This window comes from Burkholderia sp. BCC1977, from assembly GCF_905339595.1.
Taxonomy (GTDB): domain Bacteria; phylum Pseudomonadota; class Gammaproteobacteria; order Burkholderiales; family Burkholderiaceae; genus Burkholderia.
The window spans coordinates 1-20,483 of record NZ_CAJPGQ010000025.1 but is presented as its reverse complement, the minus strand read 5'-3'; the positions used below and the strand labels follow the sequence as shown (position 1 = coordinate 20,483).

17 protein-coding genes and 1 riboswitch are annotated in these 20,483 nt (G+C 68.2%); of the genes, 13 read left to right on the top strand and 4 right to left on the bottom strand.

What is annotated here, in order from left to right:
• Positions 1-11: 11 nt before the first annotated feature.
• Genes U5771_RS20795 through U5771_RS20785 form a run of 3 tightly spaced genes read left to right on the top strand, consistent with a single transcriptional unit; the run spans position 12 to position 5,112 of the window.
• Positions 12-1,514, top strand: coding sequence for an efflux RND transporter periplasmic adaptor subunit (locus U5771_RS20795; protein WP_322025715.1), 1,503 nt, complete (start codon positions 12-14; stop codon positions 1,512-1,514).
• Positions 1,511-4,717: an efflux RND transporter permease subunit gene (locus tag U5771_RS20790; RefSeq protein ID WP_322025714.1), complete on the top strand. Its 3,207-nt coding sequence runs from the start codon at positions 1,511-1,513 to the stop codon at positions 4,715-4,717. Before U5771_RS20795 ends, U5771_RS20790 begins: the two co-directional genes overlap by 4 nt.
• Entirely contained in the window at positions 4,714-5,112 is a 399-nt protein-coding gene (locus tag U5771_RS20785) for a copper-binding protein (protein ID WP_322025713.1), read from the top strand. Before U5771_RS20790 ends, U5771_RS20785 begins: the two co-directional genes overlap by 4 nt.
• Positions 5,113-5,227: 115 nt before the next feature.
• Here the strand turns inward: U5771_RS20785 and U5771_RS20780 are convergent, their stop codons facing one another.
• The 3 genes from U5771_RS20780 to U5771_RS20770 all read right to left on the bottom strand — a co-directional run bounded on the left by U5771_RS20780 (position 5,228) and on the right by U5771_RS20770 (position 8,710).
• Positions 5,228-6,238, bottom strand: coding sequence for a sodium:calcium antiporter (locus U5771_RS20780; protein WP_322025712.1), 1,011 nt, complete (start codon positions 6,236-6,238; stop codon positions 5,228-5,230).
• Positions 6,239-6,311: 73 nt separating this feature from the next.
• Positions 6,312-6,487: riboswitch (yybP-ykoY riboswitch) on the bottom strand.
• Positions 6,488-6,626: 139 nt separating this feature from the next.
• Positions 6,627-8,042: a heavy metal sensor histidine kinase gene (locus U5771_RS20775; RefSeq protein ID WP_322025711.1), complete on the bottom strand. Its 1,416-nt coding sequence runs from the start codon at positions 8,040-8,042 to the stop codon at positions 6,627-6,629.
• Positions 8,039-8,710: a heavy metal response regulator transcription factor gene (locus U5771_RS20770; RefSeq protein ID WP_322025710.1), complete on the bottom strand. Its 672-nt coding sequence runs from the start codon at positions 8,708-8,710 to the stop codon at positions 8,039-8,041. The genes U5771_RS20775 and U5771_RS20770 overlap by 4 nt, the downstream gene beginning before the upstream one ends.
• Before the next feature lie 267 nt (positions 8,711-8,977).
• On the opposite strand from U5771_RS20770, the gene U5771_RS20765 reads away from it, so the two are divergent.
• The 8 genes from U5771_RS20765 (at position 8,978) to U5771_RS20730 (ending at position 16,358) form a co-directional block, all read left to right on the top strand.
• Positions 8,978-9,364, top strand: a complete 387-nt coding sequence (locus U5771_RS20765; protein ID WP_322025709.1) for a hypothetical protein — start codon at positions 8,978-8,980, stop codon at positions 9,362-9,364.
• An 87-nt stretch (positions 9,365-9,451) separates the two neighbouring features.
• A complete protein-coding gene (locus U5771_RS20760) occupies positions 9,452-9,745 on the top strand; it encodes a hypothetical protein (protein WP_322025708.1) in 294 nt (97 codons plus the stop codon).
• Positions 9,742-11,274 carry a TolC family protein gene (locus U5771_RS20755; RefSeq protein WP_322025707.1) on the top strand — a complete coding sequence of 511 codons (1,533 nt, stop codon included), beginning with the start codon at positions 9,742-9,744 and terminating at the stop codon, positions 11,272-11,274. Before U5771_RS20760 ends, U5771_RS20755 begins: the two co-directional genes overlap by 4 nt.
• A 1-nt stretch (position 11,275) precedes the next feature.
• Positions 11,276-12,571 (top strand): copper oxidase, encoded by a 1,296-nt coding sequence (locus U5771_RS20750; protein ID WP_322025706.1) that lies wholly within the window; start codon positions 11,276-11,278, stop codon positions 12,569-12,571.
• A gap of 76 nt (positions 12,572-12,647) precedes the next feature.
• Entirely contained in the window at positions 12,648-12,995 is a 348-nt protein-coding gene (locus tag U5771_RS20745; RefSeq protein WP_322025705.1) for a copper-binding protein, read from the top strand.
• A gap of 14 nt (positions 12,996-13,009) precedes the next feature.
• On the top strand, positions 13,010-13,396 hold the full coding sequence (gene copC / locus U5771_RS20740) for a copper homeostasis periplasmic binding protein CopC (RefSeq protein ID WP_322025704.1): 387 nt from the start codon (positions 13,010-13,012) through the stop codon (positions 13,394-13,396).
• Positions 13,393-14,334, top strand: a complete 942-nt coding sequence (locus tag U5771_RS20735) for a CopD family protein (RefSeq protein WP_322025703.1) — start codon at positions 13,393-13,395, stop codon at positions 14,332-14,334. The genes copC and U5771_RS20735 overlap by 4 nt, the downstream gene beginning before the upstream one ends.
• Before the next feature lie 212 nt (positions 14,335-14,546).
• Entirely contained in the window at positions 14,547-16,358 is a 1,812-nt protein-coding gene (locus tag U5771_RS20730) for an ExeM/NucH family extracellular endonuclease (RefSeq protein WP_322025702.1), read from the top strand.
• A 376-nt stretch (positions 16,359-16,734) separates the two neighbouring features.
• Here the strand turns inward: U5771_RS20730 and U5771_RS20725 are convergent, their stop codons facing one another.
• Positions 16,735-17,739 (bottom strand): helix-turn-helix domain-containing protein, encoded by a 1,005-nt coding sequence (locus U5771_RS20725; RefSeq protein ID WP_322025701.1) that lies wholly within the window; start codon positions 17,737-17,739, stop codon positions 16,735-16,737.
• A gap of 251 nt (positions 17,740-17,990) precedes the next feature.
• On the opposite strand from U5771_RS20725, the gene U5771_RS20720 reads away from it, so the two are divergent.
• Both U5771_RS20720 and U5771_RS20715 read left to right on the top strand, forming a co-directional pair.
• Positions 17,991-19,238, top strand: coding sequence for a D-arabinono-1,4-lactone oxidase (locus U5771_RS20720; protein WP_322025700.1), 1,248 nt, complete (start codon positions 17,991-17,993; stop codon positions 19,236-19,238).
• A 33-nt stretch (positions 19,239-19,271) separates the two neighbouring features.
• Positions 19,272-20,051 (top strand): SDR family NAD(P)-dependent oxidoreductase, encoded by a 780-nt coding sequence (locus U5771_RS20715; RefSeq protein ID WP_322025699.1) that lies wholly within the window; start codon positions 19,272-19,274, stop codon positions 20,049-20,051.
• The last annotated feature ends 432 nt before the right edge of the window (positions 20,052-20,483 follow it).

The following is a 20,483-nucleotide window of genomic DNA, read 5'->3' as shown; positions in this document are numbered from 1 at the left end:
AGGAGAACCTCATGACGAAGCAATCACTGGCGCGCGCGGCGCTGCTGGCCTTCGCCGGCGCGGCGCTGCTCGGCGCGGGCTATGTCGCGGGCATGCGCCACGCATCGGGCGGTGCGGGAACGGCGGCAGGCGCGCCCGATCCGCAGGCAGGACGCAAGGTGCTGTACTGGCACGACCCGATGGTGCCGAACCAGCATTTCGACAAACCGGGGAAGTCGCCGTTCATGGACATGCAGCTGCAGCCCGTCTATGCGAACGAAGGCGGCGGCGCACCGGGCATCCGGATCGATCCGGGCCTGCAGCAGAACCTCGGCATCCGCTATGCAACCGTGCGCCGGCAACAGACGGCGGACGGCTTCGATGCGGTCGGCACGACGCAATTCGACGAAGCGCGTGCGGACGTCGTGCAGTCGCGCGTCACCGGCTACATCGACCGGCTTTACGCGCGGGCGCCGATGCAGCGCATCGAGAAGGGCGCGCCGATCGCCTCGCTGTTCGTGCCGGAGTGGCTCGCGCCGCAGGAGGAATATCTCGCGCTCAAGCGCGGTGGAATGGACGGCAACCTGCTCGAGGCGTCGCGCGCACGGATGCGCGCGCTGTCGATTCCCGACGGGACGATCGCAACCCTCGATCGCACCGGCCGCGCGCAGACGCACTTCGTGCTGAGCGCGCCGGAAACCGGCGTCGTCAGCGAGCTGAACGTGCGGGACGGCGCGATGGTCGCGCCGGGGCAGACGCTCGCGAAGATCGCCGGGCTGTCGACGCTCTGGCTCATCGTCGAGGTGCCGGAAGCGCTGGCGCTGAACGTGCAGCCGGGGATGTCGGTCGATGCGACGTTCTCGGGCGACCCGGCGCGGCACTTCACCGGCCGCATCCGCGAAGTGCTGCCCGGCATCAGCACGGGCAGCCGCACGCTGCAGGCGCGCGTGGAGATCGACAACGCGGCGCTCAGGCTCACGCCCGGCATGCTGATGCGCGTGCATGTCGCCGCGCGGAAGACGGTGTCGCGCCTGCTCGTGCCATCCGAAGCGGTGATCGCGACCGGCAAGCGCACGATCGTCATCGTGAAGACCGGCGACGGCCGGCTCCAGCCGGTGTCGGTGACGGTGGGCAACGACGTCGGCGGCGACACGGAAGTACTCGACGGGTTGAGCGAAGGCGATACGGTCGTCGCATCGGGGCAGTTCCTGATCGATTCGGAAGCGAGCCTGAAAAGCGTGCTGCCGCGTCTGGAACGCGCGGCCGGCGCCAGCGCGGCTGACGCGCCCACCGCCGCGGCCGCGCCGGTGTACGAAACCACCGGCAAGGTCGAGAAGGTGACCGACGACGACATCACGTTCTCGCATCAGCCGGTGCCCGCGCTCGGCTGGGGGGCGATGACGATGGCGTTCGGCAAGCCGTCGGCGCACGCGTTCCCCGGCGTGAAGCCAGGCCAGACCGTGCGTTTCGCGTTCGTGCAGAGCGACGACGGCTACCGGCTGACGAAGGTCGAGCCGCAGGGAGGTGCGCGATGATCGCCCACGTGATTCGCTGGTCCGTCCGCAACCGCTTCCTGGTGCTGCTCGCCACCGTGCTGATCGCGGCGTGGGGCGTTCATTCGCTTCGGCAGACGCCGCTCGACGCGCTGCCCGACCTGTCGGACACCCAGGTGATCGTCAAGGCGTCGTATCCGGGCAAGGCGCCGCAGGTCGTCGAGGACCAGGTCACCTATCCGCTGACGACGACGCTGCTCGGCGTGCCGGGCGCGAAAACCGTCCGCGCGTACTCGTCGTTTGGCGACGCGTTCGTCTACGTGCTGTTCGACGACCGCACCGACCCGTACTGGGCGCGTTCGCGTGTGCTCGAATACCTGAGCCAGGTGCAGAGCCGCCTGCCCGCGGGCGCGACCGTGTCGCTCGGGCCGGATGCGACCGGGGTCGGCTGGGTGTACGAGTACGCGCTCGTCGACCGCACCGGCCGTCACGACCTCGGGCAACTGCGCGCGCTCAACGACTGGTTCCTGAAGTTCGAGCTGAAGGCCGTGCCGGACGTATCGGAAGTCGCGAGCATCGGCGGCATGGTGCGCCAGTACCAGGTCGTGCTCGATCCGGACAAGCTGCGTGCGTACGGGATCACGCAGGCGGCGGTCGCGGACGCGCTCGGCAAGGCGAACCAGGCATCGGGCGGCTCCGTCGTCGAGCTGGCCGAGTCGGAGTACATGGTGCGTTCGTCCGGCTACCTGCACACGCTCGACGATTTCCGGCACGTGGTGCTGCGCACCGACGACGCGGGCACGCCGGTGCTGCTCGGCGACGTCGCGCGCATCCAGGTCGGCCCGGCGATGCGGCGCGGGATCGCGGAGCTGAACGGTCAGGGCGAGGTAACGGGCGGTGTCGTCGTGATGCGTTCGGGCAAGAACGCGCTGACGACGATCGACGCGGTGAAGGCGAAGCTGGCCGACCTGAAGCGTTCGCTGCCGCCCGGCGTCGAGATCGTCACGACCTACGACCGCTCGCAATTGATCGAGCGCGCGGTGGACAACCTCCGGGACAAGCTGATCGAGGAGTTCGTGATCGTCGGGCTCGTCTGTGCGGTGTTCCTGTTCCACCTGCGCAGCGCGTTCGTCGCGATCCTGTCGCTGCCGCTCGGCGTGCTGGCCGCGTTCATCGTGATGCGCTATCAGGGGGTGAACGCGAACCTGATGTCGCTGGGCGGTATCGCGATCGCGATCGGCGCGATGATCGACGCGGCGATCGTGATGATCGAGAACGCGCACAAGCATCTGGAGGCATACGGCCACGCGCATCCCGGCGAGCCGATCACGGCCGCGCGTCGCTGGGAACTCGTCGCGGCGTCCGCCGCGGAAGTGGGCCCCGCGCTGTTCTTCTCGCTGCTGATCATCACGCTGTCGTTCATTCCGGTGTTTTCGCTGGAGGGGCAGGAGGGCAAGCTGTTCGCGCCGCTCGCGTTCACGAAGACCTACACGATCGCCGCCGCGGCCGGGCTGTCGGTGACGCTGGTGCCGGTACTGATGGGGTATCTCGTGCGCGGCCGCATTCCGCCCGAGCACGCGAACCCGATCAGCCGCGTGCTGATCCGGGTCTACCGGCCGTTGCTCGAAGCGACGCTGCGGCGCCCGTGGGTCGCGATCGGCGTTGCAATCGTCGCGCTCGTGCTGACCGTCGTGCCGTTGTCGCGGCTCGGCGGCGAGTTCATGCCGCCGCTCGACGAAGGCGACCTGCTGTACATGCCGACCGCGCTGCCGGGCATCTCGGCCGACAAGGCGAGCGAGCTGCTGCAGCAGACCGACCGGCTGATCAAGACCGTGCCCGAGGTCGACACGGTGTTCGGCAAGTCGGGGCGCGCGGATACGGCGACCGATCCCGCGCCGCTCGAGATGTTCGAAACGACGATCCGCTTCAAGCCGCGCAGCGCATGGCGGCCGGGGATGACGCCGGAGAAGCTCGTCGACGAACTCGATCGCACGGTGAAGGTGCCGGGCCTGTCGAACGTGTGGGTGCCGCCGATCCGGAACCGGCTCGACATGTTGTCCACCGGCATCAAGACGCCGGTCGGCGTGAAGATTTCCGGGCCGGACCTGACGGGGATCGACGCGATCGCGACGCAGGTCGCGGCGGCGGTGAAACACGTGCCGGGCGTTACGTCCGCGTTCGCGGAGCGGCTGAACGGCGGCCGCTACATCGACGTCGACATCGACCGGCTCGCGGCCGCGCGCTACGGGCTGTCGGTGGCCGATATCCAGTCGGTGGTGTCGTCGGCGGTCGGCGGCGAGGATGTCGGCGAAGTGATCGCGGGGCGCGAGCGGTTTCCGATCAACATCCGCTATCCGCGCGAGATCCGCGATTCGCTCGAGAACCTGCGGCAACTGCCGGTCGTCACCGCGCGCGGCGCGCAGATCCGTCTCGGCGACGTCGCGCGCGTCACGATCGCCGACGGGCCGCCGATGATCCGCAGCGAGAACGCGCGGCTGTCCGGCTACGTGTACGTCGACATGCGCGGCACCGACCTGAGCACGGCAGTCCGTGCGATGCAGCAGGCGGTCGCGCGGCAGGTCGCGTTGCCGCCCGGCTATTCGATCGCATGGTCCGGGCAGTTCGAGTATCTCGAACGCGCGGCGGCGACGCTGCGCACCGTGGTGCCGGTGACGCTCGTCGTGATCTTCGTGCTGCTGTTCGTCACGTTCGGCTCCGCGGCCGATGCGCTGCTGCTGATGTCGACGGTGCCGTTCGCGCTGGTCGGCGGCTTCTGGCTCGTCTGGGCGCTGGGTCACGCGGTGTCGGTCGCGACGTCGGTGGGCTTCATCGCGCTGGCGGGCGTGGCCGCCGAGTTCGGCGTCGTGATGCTGCTGTACCTGAAAGGCGCGCTGCAGCGCCGCCTCGACGCCGGCGCGCCGCTGACCGACGCCGTGCTGCTCGACGCGATTCGCGAAGGCGCGGTGCTGCGCGTGCGGCCGAAAGCGATGACGGTCGCCGTCGTGCTGGCCGGCCTCGTGCCGATCATGGTCGGTCACGGCGCCGGCTCCGAAGTGATGCAGCGGATCGCCGCGCCGATGGTCGGCGGCATGGTCACCGCGCCGCTGCTGTCGATGTTCGTCATTCCCGCCGCATGGCTTTTGCTGCAGCGCCGTCGCGCGCGCAGCGCGAGCCGTCAGCGGCATTCCGATGCAGTTCCTCACGGCATGAACGTGCCGTCCACCCCCACTGGAGAATCCCGATGAAGATGAATCAATTGATTGCCGCTGCCGCCGCCGTGCTCGCGACCGGCGCGTTCGCCGTACCCGCGCTTGCCGCGGGCGACATGTCGGGCATGGACATGTCCGGGATGAAGATGTCCGGCATGAAGATGTCCGGCATGAAGATGTCGTCGGGCGGCGCGGCCGAGTCAAATGCCGCGCTGACCGATGCCGAAGTGAAGAAGGTCGATGCCGCGAGCGGCAAGATCACGCTCAAGCACGGCGCGCTCGAGAACGTCGGGATGCCGCCGATGACGATGGCGTTCAAGGCGAAGGACGCGGCCATGCTCGCCGAGGTTCACGCGGGCGACAAGGTGAAGGTCCGCGTCGAGAACGTCGACGGCACGCTGACGATCGTCAAGCTCGTGAAGGCGTCGTAAGGGCGGGACGGCGGGCGGCGTGGCCGCCCGCCTCGCGCGTCGCCAGGCGCCGCGCGGTTGCCGCGGCCGCGTTCGGGCACGTGCGCCGGTCGGACGACGCGCCCGATCCGCGCATTCAGCGCGTCAGCGTCACGACCAGATAGCCGACATACCCGGCCCCGTTCGCCAGCAACGCCCAGATCGCGAGCCCGCGTGCGCGGGCATTGACGCGCAGCCAGACCGCCGCCGCGAGCGTGATGACCACGCCGGTCAGCACTTCGGGGCGCGGCTCCCACGGCGTCAGCATGATGCCGATCGCCGGCAGCAGCGTGCCCTGGAACACCATCGCGCCGGTGATGTTGCCGAACGCGAGCGTGTCCTTCTTGCGGCGGATCCACAGCACGCTGTTGACCTTCTCCGGCAATTCCGTCGCGATCGGCACGATGATCAGCGACAGCAGCAGCGCGGAGATGCCGAGCAGCTGCGACACGCCTTCGACGCCGTGAATGAAGCCCTTCGCCCCGCCGACGAGCAGCGCGACGCCGAGCGCGAGCTGCAGCGCGATGGTCGCCAGGTTGGTCGGCAACCCGACGCGCGACAGGAACATCGCGTGCGGCGCTTCGGTGCCGTGCCCGGCATCGACGAGCTGCGTCGACGCGCGGAACGTCATCACGACGTACATCACGTAGATGCCGACCAGCATCGCGGCGAGCCCCGCGCGGACCGCCCACGCGTGATGCGGGACGAACATCGCGACGGTGGCGAGCGCGAATGCGGCGATGAAGTAGTTCAGGTCGCGCACGAAGCCGGTTCGCTCGGGCGCGATCGTGCCGGTCAGTCCGCGCGAGCGGATCACGGCGAGCGTCATCAGGAAGGTCGTCAGCGTCGCGAGCATCAGCGGCGCGCCGAGAATCGCGCCGACGCCGATTTCCTCGTTCACCGCCGCGTTCGACGTGCCGCCCGCGAGCGCGAGCAGCGGCACCATCGTTTCGGGCAGCGCGGTGCCGACGGCCGCGAACAGCGACCCCGTCACGCCTTCGGAAATCTTCAGCCGTTCGCCGAGATGTTCGAGCGCATTCGTGAAGAGTTCGGCGGCGACCAGGATGACGATCAGCATGAACGCCAGTTCGACGAGCATCAACGTCATGCGGCACCTCCGCAGGCAGGTGTGCGGACAGGGGCGAAACGCGAGCGGGAAGCAGGGAGGAACATGGGGACTCCGTGGTCGGACGTGGACGAACCATGACGCATCTGCCGACGTCCGACCAGGAACGACGCGATGCGTCGATGGTCTCGCCAGACCGATTCGGCCGAACGCGCCACGGCCGCAGGCCGAGTGTGTTGACGCGTTCGCTTTCCGGGGATGGAAAGCAGGCTACTCCCCAAAGACGAAGGGCAGTCTAGCCGAGCCGGCTGCTTTCGGCAAGCTCGGGCGATCATATGGGTTCATTCAGGAGGCCAAGCCACCTTATGAGGGATGCGCACGCAATTCCGGGAAGCAATCGGCATGCACGCGCGGCGGCGTCATCCGCGTGTCACGAACCGCGGGCCGGGAAGTGGAGCGCGAAGGTCGTCCGTCCGTCGCGGCTCACGACCTCGACCTTGCCGCGGTGCAGTTCGACGATCGACTTGACGATCGCGAGCCCGAGCCCCGCGTTGCGCGCCGCGCCGTGCCGCGACGAATCGATCCGGTAGAAGCGCTCGAAGATCCGCTCGATCTGTTCGGGCGGAATCGCCACGCCGCGGTTCGTGACTTCGACGACCGCGTAACCGGGCCGGGTCGAGACGGCCAGCTCGATCGTCGATCCGGCTTCCGCGTGTTCGAGCGCGTTCGACGCGAGATTGCTGACGGCGCGGCGGAACAGCGTCGCGTCCGCGACGACCGTGGCTTCGCCGCGCACGTCGAGGCGCACGCCGGCCTCGTCGGCCAGCGCCTGGAAATACGACGCGAGCCGGCGCAGTTCGTTGCCGGCGTCGAGCTCGGCGGTCTTCAGATGCTGCCGCGCATTGTCCGTGCGTGCGAGAAACAGCATGTTCTCGATCATCCGCTGCAGCCGTTCGCATTCCTCGATGTTCGAATCGATCAGCGCTTCGTATTCCTCGGTGGTGCGGGCACGCGACAGCGTGACCTGCGACGAGCTGATCACGTTCGCGAGCGGCGTGCGCATGTCATGCGCGAGATCGGACGAGAACTGCGACAGCCGCACGAACGCGCGCTCGAGCCGGTCGAGCATCCGGTTGACCGACGTGGCGAGCTCGCGCAGCTCGACCGGGCCGCCGCGCGCATCGAGACGCGCATTGAGGTTGTGCGCCTCGATACGCGACGTCTGCCGGCCGAGGCTTTCGACCGGACGCAGGCCGCGGGACGCGACCGCGTAGCCGAGCGCGCCGACCAGCAGCGCGCCGAGGGCGGCCGCGAGCCAGATGTCGACGCGATAGCTTTCCAGCAGCGACTGGCGATCGGCCGCCGTGCGCGCCAGCGCGACCTGGATGGTTTCGCCCGACGGCAGCGTGGCGTGCGCACGGACGCAGCGCGACGTGCCGATGCCGGGCGGCGCGCAGGTGAACGGGCCGGCGGCCGCGGCCGATGCCCCGGCCGGCTGCGGTCGCGCGATCGCCGATGCGAGCGTGTGGCCGGCTTCGTCGGTGTGTTCGACGAGCGGGCGGTTCGCGCCGTCGTAGATGCCGAGATAGACACCCGGATGCGACAGCAGCACTTCATGGAAGACGGCCGGATCGGCGCGCAAGGCGGCGGTCGAGCCGCTCGCGTGCGCGAGCTGCAGGAACTGGTTGAGCTTGCCGGCGATCTCGATGTCGTCGCGCCGGGTCAATTCGGCGGACAGCGAACGATACAGGTACGCGCCGGTCAGCGCGAACACGAGCGCGGCCACGGCCGCGAACGCGAGCGTCAGGCGCCGGAGCAGCGAATAGGGTGCGGGGCCGCCGGTCACGCGCGATCCTCGAGCACGTAGCCCATCCCGCGGATCGTGTGGATCAGCTTCTTCTCGTACGCGTTGTCGATCTTCGCGCGCAGGCGCTTGATCGCCGCATCGACGACGTTCGTGTCGCTGTCGAAATTCATGTCCCAGATCTGCGACGTGATGAAGGTGCGCGTCAGCACCTCGCCCTCGCGTTCCGCGAGCAGCTGCAGCAGCGCGAACTCCTGCGCGGTCAGGTCGATGCGGGTGTCGGCGCGCCGCACGCGGCGCTTGATCAGGTCGACTTCGAGATCGGCGACCTGCAGGATCTCGCGCGCATTGCGCGGCGCGCGTCGCAGCAGCGAACGGATGCGGGCCAGGAACTCCGCATAGGCGAACGGCTTGAGCAGGTAGTCGTCGGCACCCAGTTCGAGCCCCGTGACCTTGTCCTCGATCGCTTCCCGGGCCGTCAGCAGCAGCACCGGCGTCTGCTTCTGCGCACGCAGCCGCCGCAGCACCTCGAAGCCGTCCAGCTCCGGCAGCATCACGTCGAGCACGACGAGATCGAAATCCTCGTGCAGCGCGAGGAACAGCCCGTCCTGGCCGTTCCCGGCCACGTCGACCGTGTAGCTCGCCTCCGTCAGCCCCTTGCGGAGGTACGACGCCATCTTGGGTTCGTCTTCGACTATCAGTATCCGCATGGTGGTGCAGGCTGTGGGTGATTCCAGCCGGTCAGTGTAACGCGTGAGCTTACGGCGCCGCGCGTGCGCGAAAGATGACCGGCGGATGACGGAATTGTCATGAAGCGGGCTGGCGATGCGTTGCCCGCGCTTCATGAAAATCCGGTCATGTTTCGGCCATGTCGTCGTCACGGCGGCGGCGATAAGCTGCGGCCGTCTTGTGTCCGGAGCGCGCCGTCGCGGCACCGCTCCCGTTCATCCGGTCATTGTCTGCCTGATTCCGCATCCATGTCGTACTGGCGCAAATTCATCCTCGTCGTGCTGCTGGCGCTGAGCCTGCCGATCCAGTCGTTCGCGACCGTGTCGATGCCGTGCGCGGGCGCGGTCGCCGCGATGCCGCATGCGGAGGCTGGGGCGAGCGCCGATGGCCCGGCTGCGTCGCATGCGATGCAGCGCGCGCACGGCGAACAGCATGAGCGTGACAACCACGCACGGCACGCCACGTCTTGTTCCGCCTGCAGCACCTGCTGTTTCGGTACGGGCATGGCGGAGGTGCCCGCGGTGTCCGCTGCGTCGGACCTCGGCGTCGCGATCGTCTCGTTCGCGCCGTCGACCGTCGTCGTGTCGTTCCTGACCGGCGGCATCGAACGGCCGCCGCGCCGGCTTCCCGTCTAGCTCCTGCCCGCGGCCACCGGCCGCGATCCGCAAACCGTGCCGACGGTCGATCGACGTCCGCCGCACGACTCACGACGAGAAACACTCATGCGATTGATCATTGCGGCGCTGCTTGGCGCGGCGAGCCTCGTGCCGTCGCTCGCGCCCGCGCAAACCGCCTTTCCCGATCCGGCCGATGCGGCCGCGTCGGTGCCGGACGTCACGGTGACGTCCGCGTTCGACGGCTACGTGCCGTATCGCGACGACGCGGGCCCGGGCTGGAAGCAACTGAACCGGGACGTGATGGCGCGACCCGCGAAGGGAGCCACGACCGGACACGCGCAGCCCGGAAACCCGGCGGGCGGCGCTGCCCATTCGATGCACGGAGGGGCCGCGCAATGACGAAACTTGCGATTTCACCGCGGTTCGGCGCGACCGTGCTCGTGCTGGCATTCCTCGCCGGCTGCACGACGTTCTCGAAGGACGGCGGCTTCGACGCCGTGTCGTCTGCCGCCTCCGAGCGCATCGGGAAGGACGCCGTCGTCGTCAGGACCGACGCCGACCGCGAAGCCGTGGACAAGCGGACCAAGGAATTGCTCGCGACACCGCTGTCGATGGACGACGCGGTGCAGCTCGCGCTGCTGAACAACCGGGGCCTGCAGGCGTCGTACGCGGAACTCGGGCTGTCGGAGGCCGACCTCGTGCAGGCCGGCCGGCTGCCGAACCCGCGCTTCTCGTTCAGCCGCACGCGGGCCGGCGACGGCGAACTGAGCCTCGGCCGCACGCTCTCGGCCAACGTGTTCGCGCTGCTGACGCTGCCGCTCGCGACGAACATCGAACGTCGTCGCTTCGAGCAGACCAAGCTCGAGACGGCCGACGCGATGCTGAAGGTCGCGGCCGACGCGCGCCGTGCGTATGTCGAAGCCGTCGCCGCCGAACAGGCCGCGAACTATGCGCGGCAGGTACGCGACGCCGCGAGCGCGGCCGCCGAACTCGCGCAGCGCATGCGCCAGGCCGGCAACTTCAGCCGGCTCGACTACGCACGCGAGCAGGCGTTCCATGCGGACGCGGTCGCGCAGCAGGCGAAGGCGCAGCAACAGGCGGTGGCCGCGCGCGAGAAGCTCACGCGTGCGATGGGGCTGTGGGGCGAGCGCATGCAGTATTCGTTGCCCGAGCGCTTGCCCGACCTGCCGAAGGCGCGTCCCGACCTGCCCGACCTCGAACGCCATGCGATGAGCAACCGCCTCGACATCCAGGCCGCGAAGCTGCGGACGCAGGGCGTCGCGTCGTCGCTCGGGCTCAGCAAGGCCACACGCTTCGTCAATGCGGTCGATCTCGGCTACGTGAACAACTACGAGACCGACAAGGGGCACGAGCACGGCTACGAGATCAGCGTCGAGATTCCGCTGTTCGACTGGGGCGGCGCGAAGGTCGCGCGGGCCGAGGCGGTCTACATGCAGTCGGCGAACCGGCTCGCGCAGACGGCCATCGACGCGCGCTCGGAAGTGCGCGAATCGTATGCGGCCTACACGTCGAGCTACGACGTCGCGAAACACTATCGCGACGAAGTCGTGCCGCTGCGCAAGACGATCTCGGACGAGCTGCTGCTGCGCTACAACGGGATGCTCGCGAGCGTGTTCGAGCTGCTGGCCGATGCGCGCGAACAGGTCGGTTCGGTCAACGGCTATATCGATGCGCTGAAGGACTACTGGCTCGCCGAGACCGATCTGCAGATGGCGGTCGGCGGTCGGCTGCCGACGGTGCAGTCGGCGCAGGCAACGCAGCCAACGCAGCCAACGCAGCCAACGCAGCCAACGCAGCCAACGCCGCACGCGGACGCTCCCGCCGCATCCACGACCGACGCTGCGTCGCAGCCGGCTTCCTCACCCGTGGCGCAACCGGCGCCCGCAACGCATCCGGAAGGTCATTGACATGGTGTCCCGTCGACAATTTCTCAGCGGCTCGGGCGCCGCGCTGCTCGGTGCGGCGATGGTCAGCAAGGCCGGCGCCGCGTCGTTGCCCGAAGCGCCCACGATGGCGAAGGCCGGCACGCAGCCGCCGCTCGTGCCGCCCAACGGCCGCCCGTACACGCCCGTCGCGACGCTGAACGGCTGGACGCTGCCGTGGCGGATGAAGAACGGCTGGAAGGAGTTCCACCTGACGGCCGAGCCCGTCGTGCGCGAGATGGCGCCCGGGATGAACGCGAACCTGTGGGGTTACAACGGCCAGTCGCCGGGCCCGACGATCGAGGCCGTCGAAGGCGACAAGGTCCGGATCTTCGTGACGAACCGGCTGCCCGAGCACACGACGATCCACTGGCACGGACTGCGGCTGCCCAACGGGATGGACGGCGTCGGCGGCCTCACCCAGCCGCATATCCCGCCCGGCAAGACCTTCGTCTACGAGTTCCAGCTGGAGTCGCACGGCACGTTCATGTATCACCCGCACGCCGACGAGATGGTGCAGATGGCGATGGGGATGATGGGCATGTTCATCGTGCACCCGAAGGATCGCGCGACGATGCCGGTCGATCGCGACTTCGTGTTCCTGCTCTCCGCATACGACATCGATCCGGGCAGCTACACGCCGCGCGTGAACGAGATGACGGACTTCAACATGTGGACGTTCAACTCGCGCGTGTTCCCGGGTATCGACCCGCTGCCGGTGCGCGCGGGCGACCGCGTGCGGATTCGTTTCGGCAACCTGACGATGACGAACCATCCGATCCACCTGCACGGCTTCAGCTTCGAGGTCGCCGGCACCGACGGCGGCTGGATTCCGCCGGCGGCGCGCTGGCCGGAGGTGACGGCCGACGTCGCGGTCGGCCAGATGCGCGCGATCGAGTTCACCGCCGATCGCCCCGGCGACTGGGCGTTCCATTGCCACAAGTCGCATCACACGATGAATGCGATGGGCCACCAGGTGCCGAACCTGATCGGCGTGCCGCAGAAGGATCTCGCGACGCGCATCGGCAAGCTCGTGCCCGACTACATGGCGATGGGCAGCACCGGCGGCGCGATGGGCGGCATGGAGATGCCGCTGCCCGACAACACGCTGCCGATGATGACGGGCACCGGCCCGTTCGGGCCGCTGGAAATGGGCGGCATGTTCACGGTGCTGAAGGTCCGGCAGGGGCTCGGCCGCAACGACTATCGCGATCCGGGCTGGTTCCGGCATCCGAAGGGCACCGTCGCCTACGAATACACCGGCGAATTGCCGGACGGCTGAGCGACAGGCAGCACGCGGCGGCCGTGACGATGCGGCCGCCGGTTTCATTTCACCCACTCTGGATGGAGCACGCACGATGAAGAAGGAACTGGTTTCGATTGCAACGGGTTGCGCGCTGGCGTTGTCGGCCGCGGCGTATGCGGCTGGCGACATGGCGGGCATGGACATGGGCGGCGGCACGAAGCAGGGCGTCGCCGCGGCGAGCGCGATGTCGCACGGCGAGATCCGCAAGGTCGACCCGGCCGCGGGCAAGCTGACGATCAAGCACGGCCCGCTGGAAAACCTCGGGATGGAGGCGATGACGATGGTGTTCAAGGTCAAGGATCCGGCGATGCTGTCGCAGGTCAAGACGGGCGACAAGATCGATTTCGTCGCCGAGGACGTGGGCGGTGCGTTGACCGTCGTCGAACTGCGCAAGCCTTGATGGCGGGCATGACCATGCATACGAAGATCACGACACTCACGCGCTTCGTCCGCTGCGTCGCGGCCGGCGCGCTGATCGCCGCCGCGCCGGTTGCCGCGTCGGCGCACGGCAAGCTGGAAAGCGCGACGCCCGCGACCGGCAGCACGGTCGACACCGCCCCCGACACGTTGCGGCTCGCGTTCAACGAAGACCTCGAGCCGACCTTCAGTTCGGTGAAGGTGTCGGACGCGAGCGGCAAGCCCGTCGCGCACGACAAGGCGAAGGTCGATCCGGCGGCGCCGCGCGTGATGACCGTCGCGCTGCCGACGCTCGCGCCGGGCGCGTACACCGTGCAGTGGACGGCGATGACCGCCGACGCGCATCGCACCAAGGGCACCTATACGTTCAAGGTGAAAGGGTGAACGAAGGCTTCGTCGGCATGCTGCGGCTGGCGGCGGTGGCGATCCAGAACGCCGGGTTCGCCGTCGTCGTCGGCGCGTTGCTCGGCAGTCACTGGCTCGCAGGCGGCGCGTCGGCGTGGCGGCGCGACGTCGCGCGGCGGCTCGTCGCGACGTTGCGCGCCGCGTCGGTCGTGTCGCTGTTCGCGAGCATCACGGCGTTCTGGGCGCACTGCGCGTTGATGAGCGAGACCTCGCTGCTCGACGCGGGGCCGGCCGTTCGCTCGATGCTGGCCGGCACCGGGTTCGGTCATGCGTGGTTGGCCGGCGCCGTGTTCATGGCCGTCATCGTGCTGCTGTCGTTCCTGCGGCGCGCGACCGATACGCGCTTTCCGTTCGCGCTGTGGGCCGCGCTCGCGGGCGTCGCGCTGGCGCGCAGCAACGGCGGGCATCCGGTCGATGCGGGGCTCTTCAGCGTGCCGGTGTGGGTCGACTGGCTGCATCTGCTGGCGATCAGCGCGTGGGTCGGTCTCGTGTTCGTGACGGCGTTCGGCGTGATGTCGCGATTCGCCGGGATGCCCGCGAGCGAGCGCACGACCGGCGCGTCGTTCGTGCAGGCGCTTTCCGATGCGTCGACGGTCGCACTGGCCGTGCTGTTCGCGACCGGTGCGTACAACGGGTGGCGCGGTGTCGATACGCCGAACAACCTGTTCACGTCGACGTACGGACAGATCCTGCTGCTCAAGCTCGCGCTCGTGCTGATCGCGGCGGCGCTCGGCGGACACAACCGGTTCTTCGGGATGCCGAAGCTGCTGGCCGCGCTGAAGGATCCGGCCGTTGCGATCCCCGCCGTCGCATTGCGCCGGTTCGGCGCGGTGCTGCGGATCGAGGCGGTCGTGCTCGCCGGCGTGCTGATGGTGGCGGCGCTGCTCGTGTCGAGCGCGTTGCCGGGGACGGTTTAGCGTCGCGGCCGGCGGGCGAGGCCGGCAACGGGAAATCGTCGCGACAGGGGCGATTGTTGGTCAGACGATTTCCCGCTTTCCGACCGCGGGCGCGCGGTCGATCCCCAGCGCGAGGCGATGCCGAAAATTACATCCGTCTGTCACTTGGTTACTAAAAACTGTCACCGAGCGCCGCTAAGCTTTCGCCACCCTCACAACCGGGATTTCCCGTCATGCGCTCGACAATCCGCCTGTTTGCCCCGCTATTGCTGCTGCCCACGCTTGCCGCGCCGGCCCTGGCCGCCACCGCCGCCCCCGTCAGCCCGAATTGCGGCGGCAGCACGACGCCGATCGCCGACATCCAGGGGCCGGGCGCGCCGTCGCCGCTCGCCGGCCAGAACGTGTCGATCGAAGCGGTCGTCACCGCCGATTTCGGCGGCACGGACGGCTTCGGCGGCTTCTTCGTCCAGCAGGCCGACGCGCAGCGCCGCAACCAGCCGGGCGTGTCCGAAGGCCTGTTCGTCTATGCGCCGAAAGCGCGCGCGAAGGCTGGCGATCTCGTGCACGTGACCGGCAAGGTCGAGGAAAAATACGGGCAGACGCAGCTCACGCTGTCGGGCGCGATCGCGGTGTGCGCGAACAGCCAGACGGTCACGCCGGCGACGCTCACGCTGCCGGTCGACAACCCGGGCACGTTCGCCGCGTATGAAGGGATGCGGGTGCGCCTGCCGCAGACGCTCACCGTCACCGAAAACTACGAGCTCGGCCGCTACGGCAGCGTGATGCTGAGCAACGGCCGCCTGCGCACGCCGACGAGCGTGGTGCCGCCGTCGCAGGCGCAGACGCAGATCGATGCGAACGCACGCAACCGGCTGGTTCTCGACGACGGCTCGAACAAGCAGAACCCGGCGACCGTGCCGTATCCGGCGCCGGAACTGTCGGCCGCGAACACGCTGCGCTCGGGCTACACCGTGCGCAACGTCGAAGGCGTGCTCGAAGTGCGGTACGGCGCATGGCGCGTGCAGCCGCTGCCCGGCGCGGCCGCGCCGACGTTCGACACGCGTTCGAACCCGCGCACCAACGCACCGGCACGCGATCCGAAATCGAACCTGCGCGTCGCGTCGTTCAATGTCCTCAACTACTTCAACGGCAACGGTCTCGGCGGCGGCTTCGACGATCCGAACAACCGCGGCGCGAAGAACTACCAGGAATTCCAGCGCCAGGAGGCGAAGATCGTCAGCGCGCTGAAGGCGCTCGACGCCGACGTGATCGGCCTGATGGAAGTCCAGAACAACGGCTACGGCGAACTGAGCGCGGTGCGCCAGCTCGCGGCGAAGCTCGGCAGCAACTGGCGCGTCGTCGATCCGGGCGCGTCGCGCCTCGGCGGCGACGCGATCGCGGTCGCGATGATCTACGACAGCCGCGCGGTCGAACCCGTCGGCCGCGCGTCGACGCTCGCGATCGACGAGAAGAACCGCCAGCCGCTCGCGCAGTCGTTCCGCCGGATCGGCGGCAAGCAGGCGCTGACGATCGCGGTCAACCACCTGAAGTCGAAGAACTGCCCGGACGCGGCCAACGACGACCTCGACCAGGGTGACGGCCAGGGCTGCTGGAACCCGACGCGCACGCGCGCGGCCGCGAAGCTGGCCGACTGGCTGGCCGGCACGCCGACGGGCGTCGCGGGGCAGGGCACGCTGCTGATCGGCGACTTCAACAGCTACACGCATGAAGACCCGATTCGCCTGCTCGAAGCGCGCGGCTACCGCAACCTCGTGTCGCGCTGGATCGGCGCGAACGCGTACAGCTACGTGTACAACGGCGAAGCCGGCTACCTCGATCACGCGCTCGCGTCGCTGCCGCTCGCCTCGCACGTGAAGGCCGTGCACGAATGGCACATCAACGCGGACGAGCCGCTCGCGCTGCAGTACACGCTCGCGTACAAGTCGGCCGAGCAGCAGAAGACGTACTACGCGCCGGATGCGTATCGTTCGTCGGACCACGATCCGGTGCTGATCGATATCGCGCTGCCGGGCGGCGGGCGCTGATCGCTGAATCGAGTATCCGAAGGACGGCGTGCGACGCTGCCGCACGCCGTCGCGTGAGCGGTGGCGCTGCCGCTCGCTCACGCGATTTCCCCGTTCCCCTCGCGTCACGTGCCCGATTCGCGATCGCTGCCGTCGAGCCTCACGCAGCAGGCGCTGCGTGGGTACTTCAACGTGAATCCGTTCGGGACGAGCCGCCTGCCCGGCACGACGATCGGCCGCGACGACGGACGCGTGTCGTTGCCGAACGCCGATTCGCGGTTGCGACCTGCCTTCAACCTGCCGCGGCGCGTGTTCGGCCGCGGCGTGCTTCACGGATGTTCTCCGGGACGAACACTGCCGACGCGTATCCGTGCCACGCATCGCGCACGATCGACGTTCAGTTGTCCCGGTGCGCGTAGCGCCTCGCCGTCGCCGACGGCAATTCGCCGAACATTGCACGGTAGTCCTGCGCAAAACTGCTCAGGTGCCAGAAGCCCCACTTCGTCGCGGCCGACGTCACGGACCCGCCGAGCCGCAACTCGCGGCGCACGTGATTCAGCCGGACGGCGCGCAGGTACGCGATCGGATTCAGGTTGAGCGTGTCGTTGAACGCGTATTGCGCGGTACGCCGGCTGATGCCGAGCTGCACGCACAGTTCGGCGATCGACAGCGGACACGTCGACGCATCCTGCAGCCGCTCCTGCACCGCGTTGACGAGCGACCAGTATTTCGTCGGCCGCGTCGCGAGGGCGTCCGCGTCCGGCGCGGGCACCGTCATCGCTTCGGAAATCGCATACAGCACGGTCCGCTCGAGCAGTTCGATCCGCGCCTGCGTCGTCACGTCCTCGATCGGTGTGGTCTTCACGGCCGCGGCCATCGTGTGGCGCAGCAGGTCGCGCAGGCGGTCCGCGACCTGGGCCGTCATCGGGATCAGCGGGGCGAAGGTGCGCGCGCGCAGCGACGCGGCGAGCGTGCGCATCGCTTCCGTCGCCAGCTTGCCGGGTTCGATCTCGACGTTCACGAGCACGTGCCGGTCGGGCGAATAGAACTCGAACGCGGGCTGGCTCGAGAATACGTGCAGGCTGTCGCGGCCGCTCTTTTCGCCGCACATGCGGGCATGGCCTTCGAGCTCCAGCGGCACGGCCACCGCGATGCGGTCCGGCGGCACCGCGCCCTGCTGCAGGATCACCTTGTCGAGGTCTTCGACCAGCAGCCGGATGCCGCCGAGCGACACGATGGACGACGAGCCATGAAACAGGCCGCCCGAGATCTGCGTGTAGTTGAGAGCCCAGCCGTCGAAGATCCGCGCCTGTTCCTCCACGTCGGTGAACGCGCAGAACGCCACCGTTCGTGCGAACGGCGGGGCGCCAGGGACATCGCTCGGATCGGCGGACGGCGTCATCGGAGTCGGGAAGGGGCGGGCCGGATCGACGCATTGTAGCGGCTGCACGCGCCGGTCAAAAACCCCGGCGGCCCGATTCCCCGAGAAAACCCTCGCTTGCCGAAATCCGATAGTGAAAAGCCGGCCGGCGCAATACCTTTGGCATGTACACGACGCATCGCGCCGGCGCCGGGACCCTCCCGCTTCGTTGCCGGCCGAACCGAACACGGCTGCCGGCGCGGTACGGCCGGCGCACTTCTGGAGAGACGTTGATGGAACTCCCACGTGGCGGATTCTGGCGGAACTGGGTAGGCAATCAGTCGTGCGTCACCGCGCACATGGCATCGCCGACCAGCGAGGCGGAGATTGCCGAACTGGTGCAGGCCGCGACGCGCCAGGGCAAGAACGTCCGATGCGCAGGATCGGGACACTCGTTCACACCGGTCGTCGCGACGAGCGGCCTGCTGCTGTCGCTGAAGGACTACCAGGGCATCGTCGCGGTCGACGAGCGGCAGAAGCGCGTCACGGTGAAGGCCGGCACGCGGATCAATGCGGTGACGCGCCATCTGAAGGACATCGGCTTCTCGCTCGTCAATCAGGGCGACATCGATTCGCAGGCCATTGCCGGTGCGCTCGCAACCGGCACGCACGGCACCGGGACGACGCTGGGCAACCTGTCGTCGCAGGTGGTCGGGATGCGGTTCGTCCGCCCGGACGGCTCGATCATGGAAGTGAGCGACCAGCAGGACCTCGACCTGCTGCACGCGACGCAGGTGAACATCGGCATGTTCGGCGTGGTGTCGGAGCTGACGCTGCAGGTGACCGACGCGTTCTGGCTGCACGACCGCGTGTGGCGCGAGGACTTCGACGCGCTGATGGACAAGTACGACGACCTCGCGGCGAGGCACCGGCATTTCGGTTTCTTCTGGTGCCCGACGTCCGAGAGCCGTCACCTGTACTGCCTGCCCGACACCACGAAGGTGTCGAACTCGAAGAAGGACTACGACGTGTGCGAAATCAAGGTGATGGACTTCACCGACGAACGCACGTTCTTCGAAGGCGAGCACGAGAAGATTGCGTACAGCTCCGAGGTCTACGCGATCCACTACGTCGCGAACTTCCACGAACTCGAATACGCGGTGCCCGCCGAACACGGCAAGGAAGCGCTGCGCCGCGTGCGCGACCTGATCCTCACGAAGCATCGCGACTGCATCTTCCCGGTCGAGTATCGCTTCACGAAGGGCGATCCGGCGTGGATCAGCCCGTTCAACCACCAGGACAGCGTGACCATCTCGTGCTCGGGCGGCCCGAACGGCGTCGACTACTGGCCGTTCCTGAAGGACGTCGACGACATCCTGCGCGACTACGGCTCGCGTCCGCACTGGGGCAAGCTGCACTTCACGAACCGCGACGACGTGGACCGCTGGTTCCCGAAGGCCGAGGCGTTCCGCGAACTGCGCCGCAGCGTCGACCCCGAAGGCCATTTCCTCAACGATCATCTTCGGACGCTGTTCAGCTGAGCGGTCCGAACGAACCAGACTGGAGAACGACGCATGAATGCCAAGATTGACGGGCGCCTGGCCGGCAAGGTCGCCATCGTGAGCGGCGGCGCGGGCGGATGCGGCGGCGCCGCATCGGAACTGTTCGCCGCGCAGGGTGCGAAGGTGGCGATCATCGACCGCGACGGCGATGCGGCCGACACGCTCGCGTCGCGGCTGCGCGATGCGGGCTTGCAGGCGATCGGCCTCGGCGCCGACGTGTCGAAGCAGTCTGACGTGCAGAAGGCGGTCGATGCGGCCCGCCAGCAATACGGCAATGCGGACATCCTGTTCAATCACGCGGGCACGCTGATCGTCAAACCGTTCCTCGACATCGAGGAGTCGGAATGGGACTGGCTGATGGGCGTGAACGTGAAGAGCATGTTCCTGATGACGAAGGCGGTGCTCCCGCAGATGCTGGAAAAGGGACGCGGCAGCATCGTCTGCACATCGTCGATCTCGGCCGTCTGCGCGACGCCGGGCGAGGTCCTGTACGACGCGACCAAGGGCGCATGCCACATGTTCGCGCGGGCGATCGCCGTCGAATACCGCGACCGCGGCATCCGCTGCAACGCGCTGGCGCCCGGGTTCATCCGCACGCCGCACGGAATGCGGGAACTGAGGGATCTGCAGGCGATGGGTGTGGACGCGACCGAAGCGGCCATCGCGGTGCAGCAAGGCCGGCTGTGCGAGCCGTCGGAAGTGGCCGCGGCCGCGCTGTTCCTTGCGTCTGACGAATCGAGCTTCGTCAACGGCACCCATCTGTTCGTCGACAACTGTTTCTCCGCGGTTTAGGCCCCGATATTTGCAGGAAGCCGAAGGGCAGGCACGAACTCTCCAGGAGCGGCAGGTTCAGTCGAAGGTTCCGCAGCGATGCGGACCTTCGATTTTTTTTTGCCGGCTCGCCGCGCGATGCGTCCTAGCGGATTGTCGTAATCCTTCTATCTGAACGCATTGGCGTCTGCTGGAATGGCGATGCCGAATAACCGTTCAGCCGGCATCGCGGGGCGGCATGGTTGTCGACGTCATCGAGCGCCGGACCGGCGCTCGGCTTCGCGGGGCCGGGCCAGTCCGGCTTGCCAGGGTCAATCCATCACTCTCTTTTGATCAATCATCATGTTCAATCGCACTACCAGCACCGTCGCCAACGTCGATCCGGAACTCTGGACTGCCATTCAGGACGAGAACCGCCGCCAGGAAGATCACATCGAGCTGATCGCGTCGGAG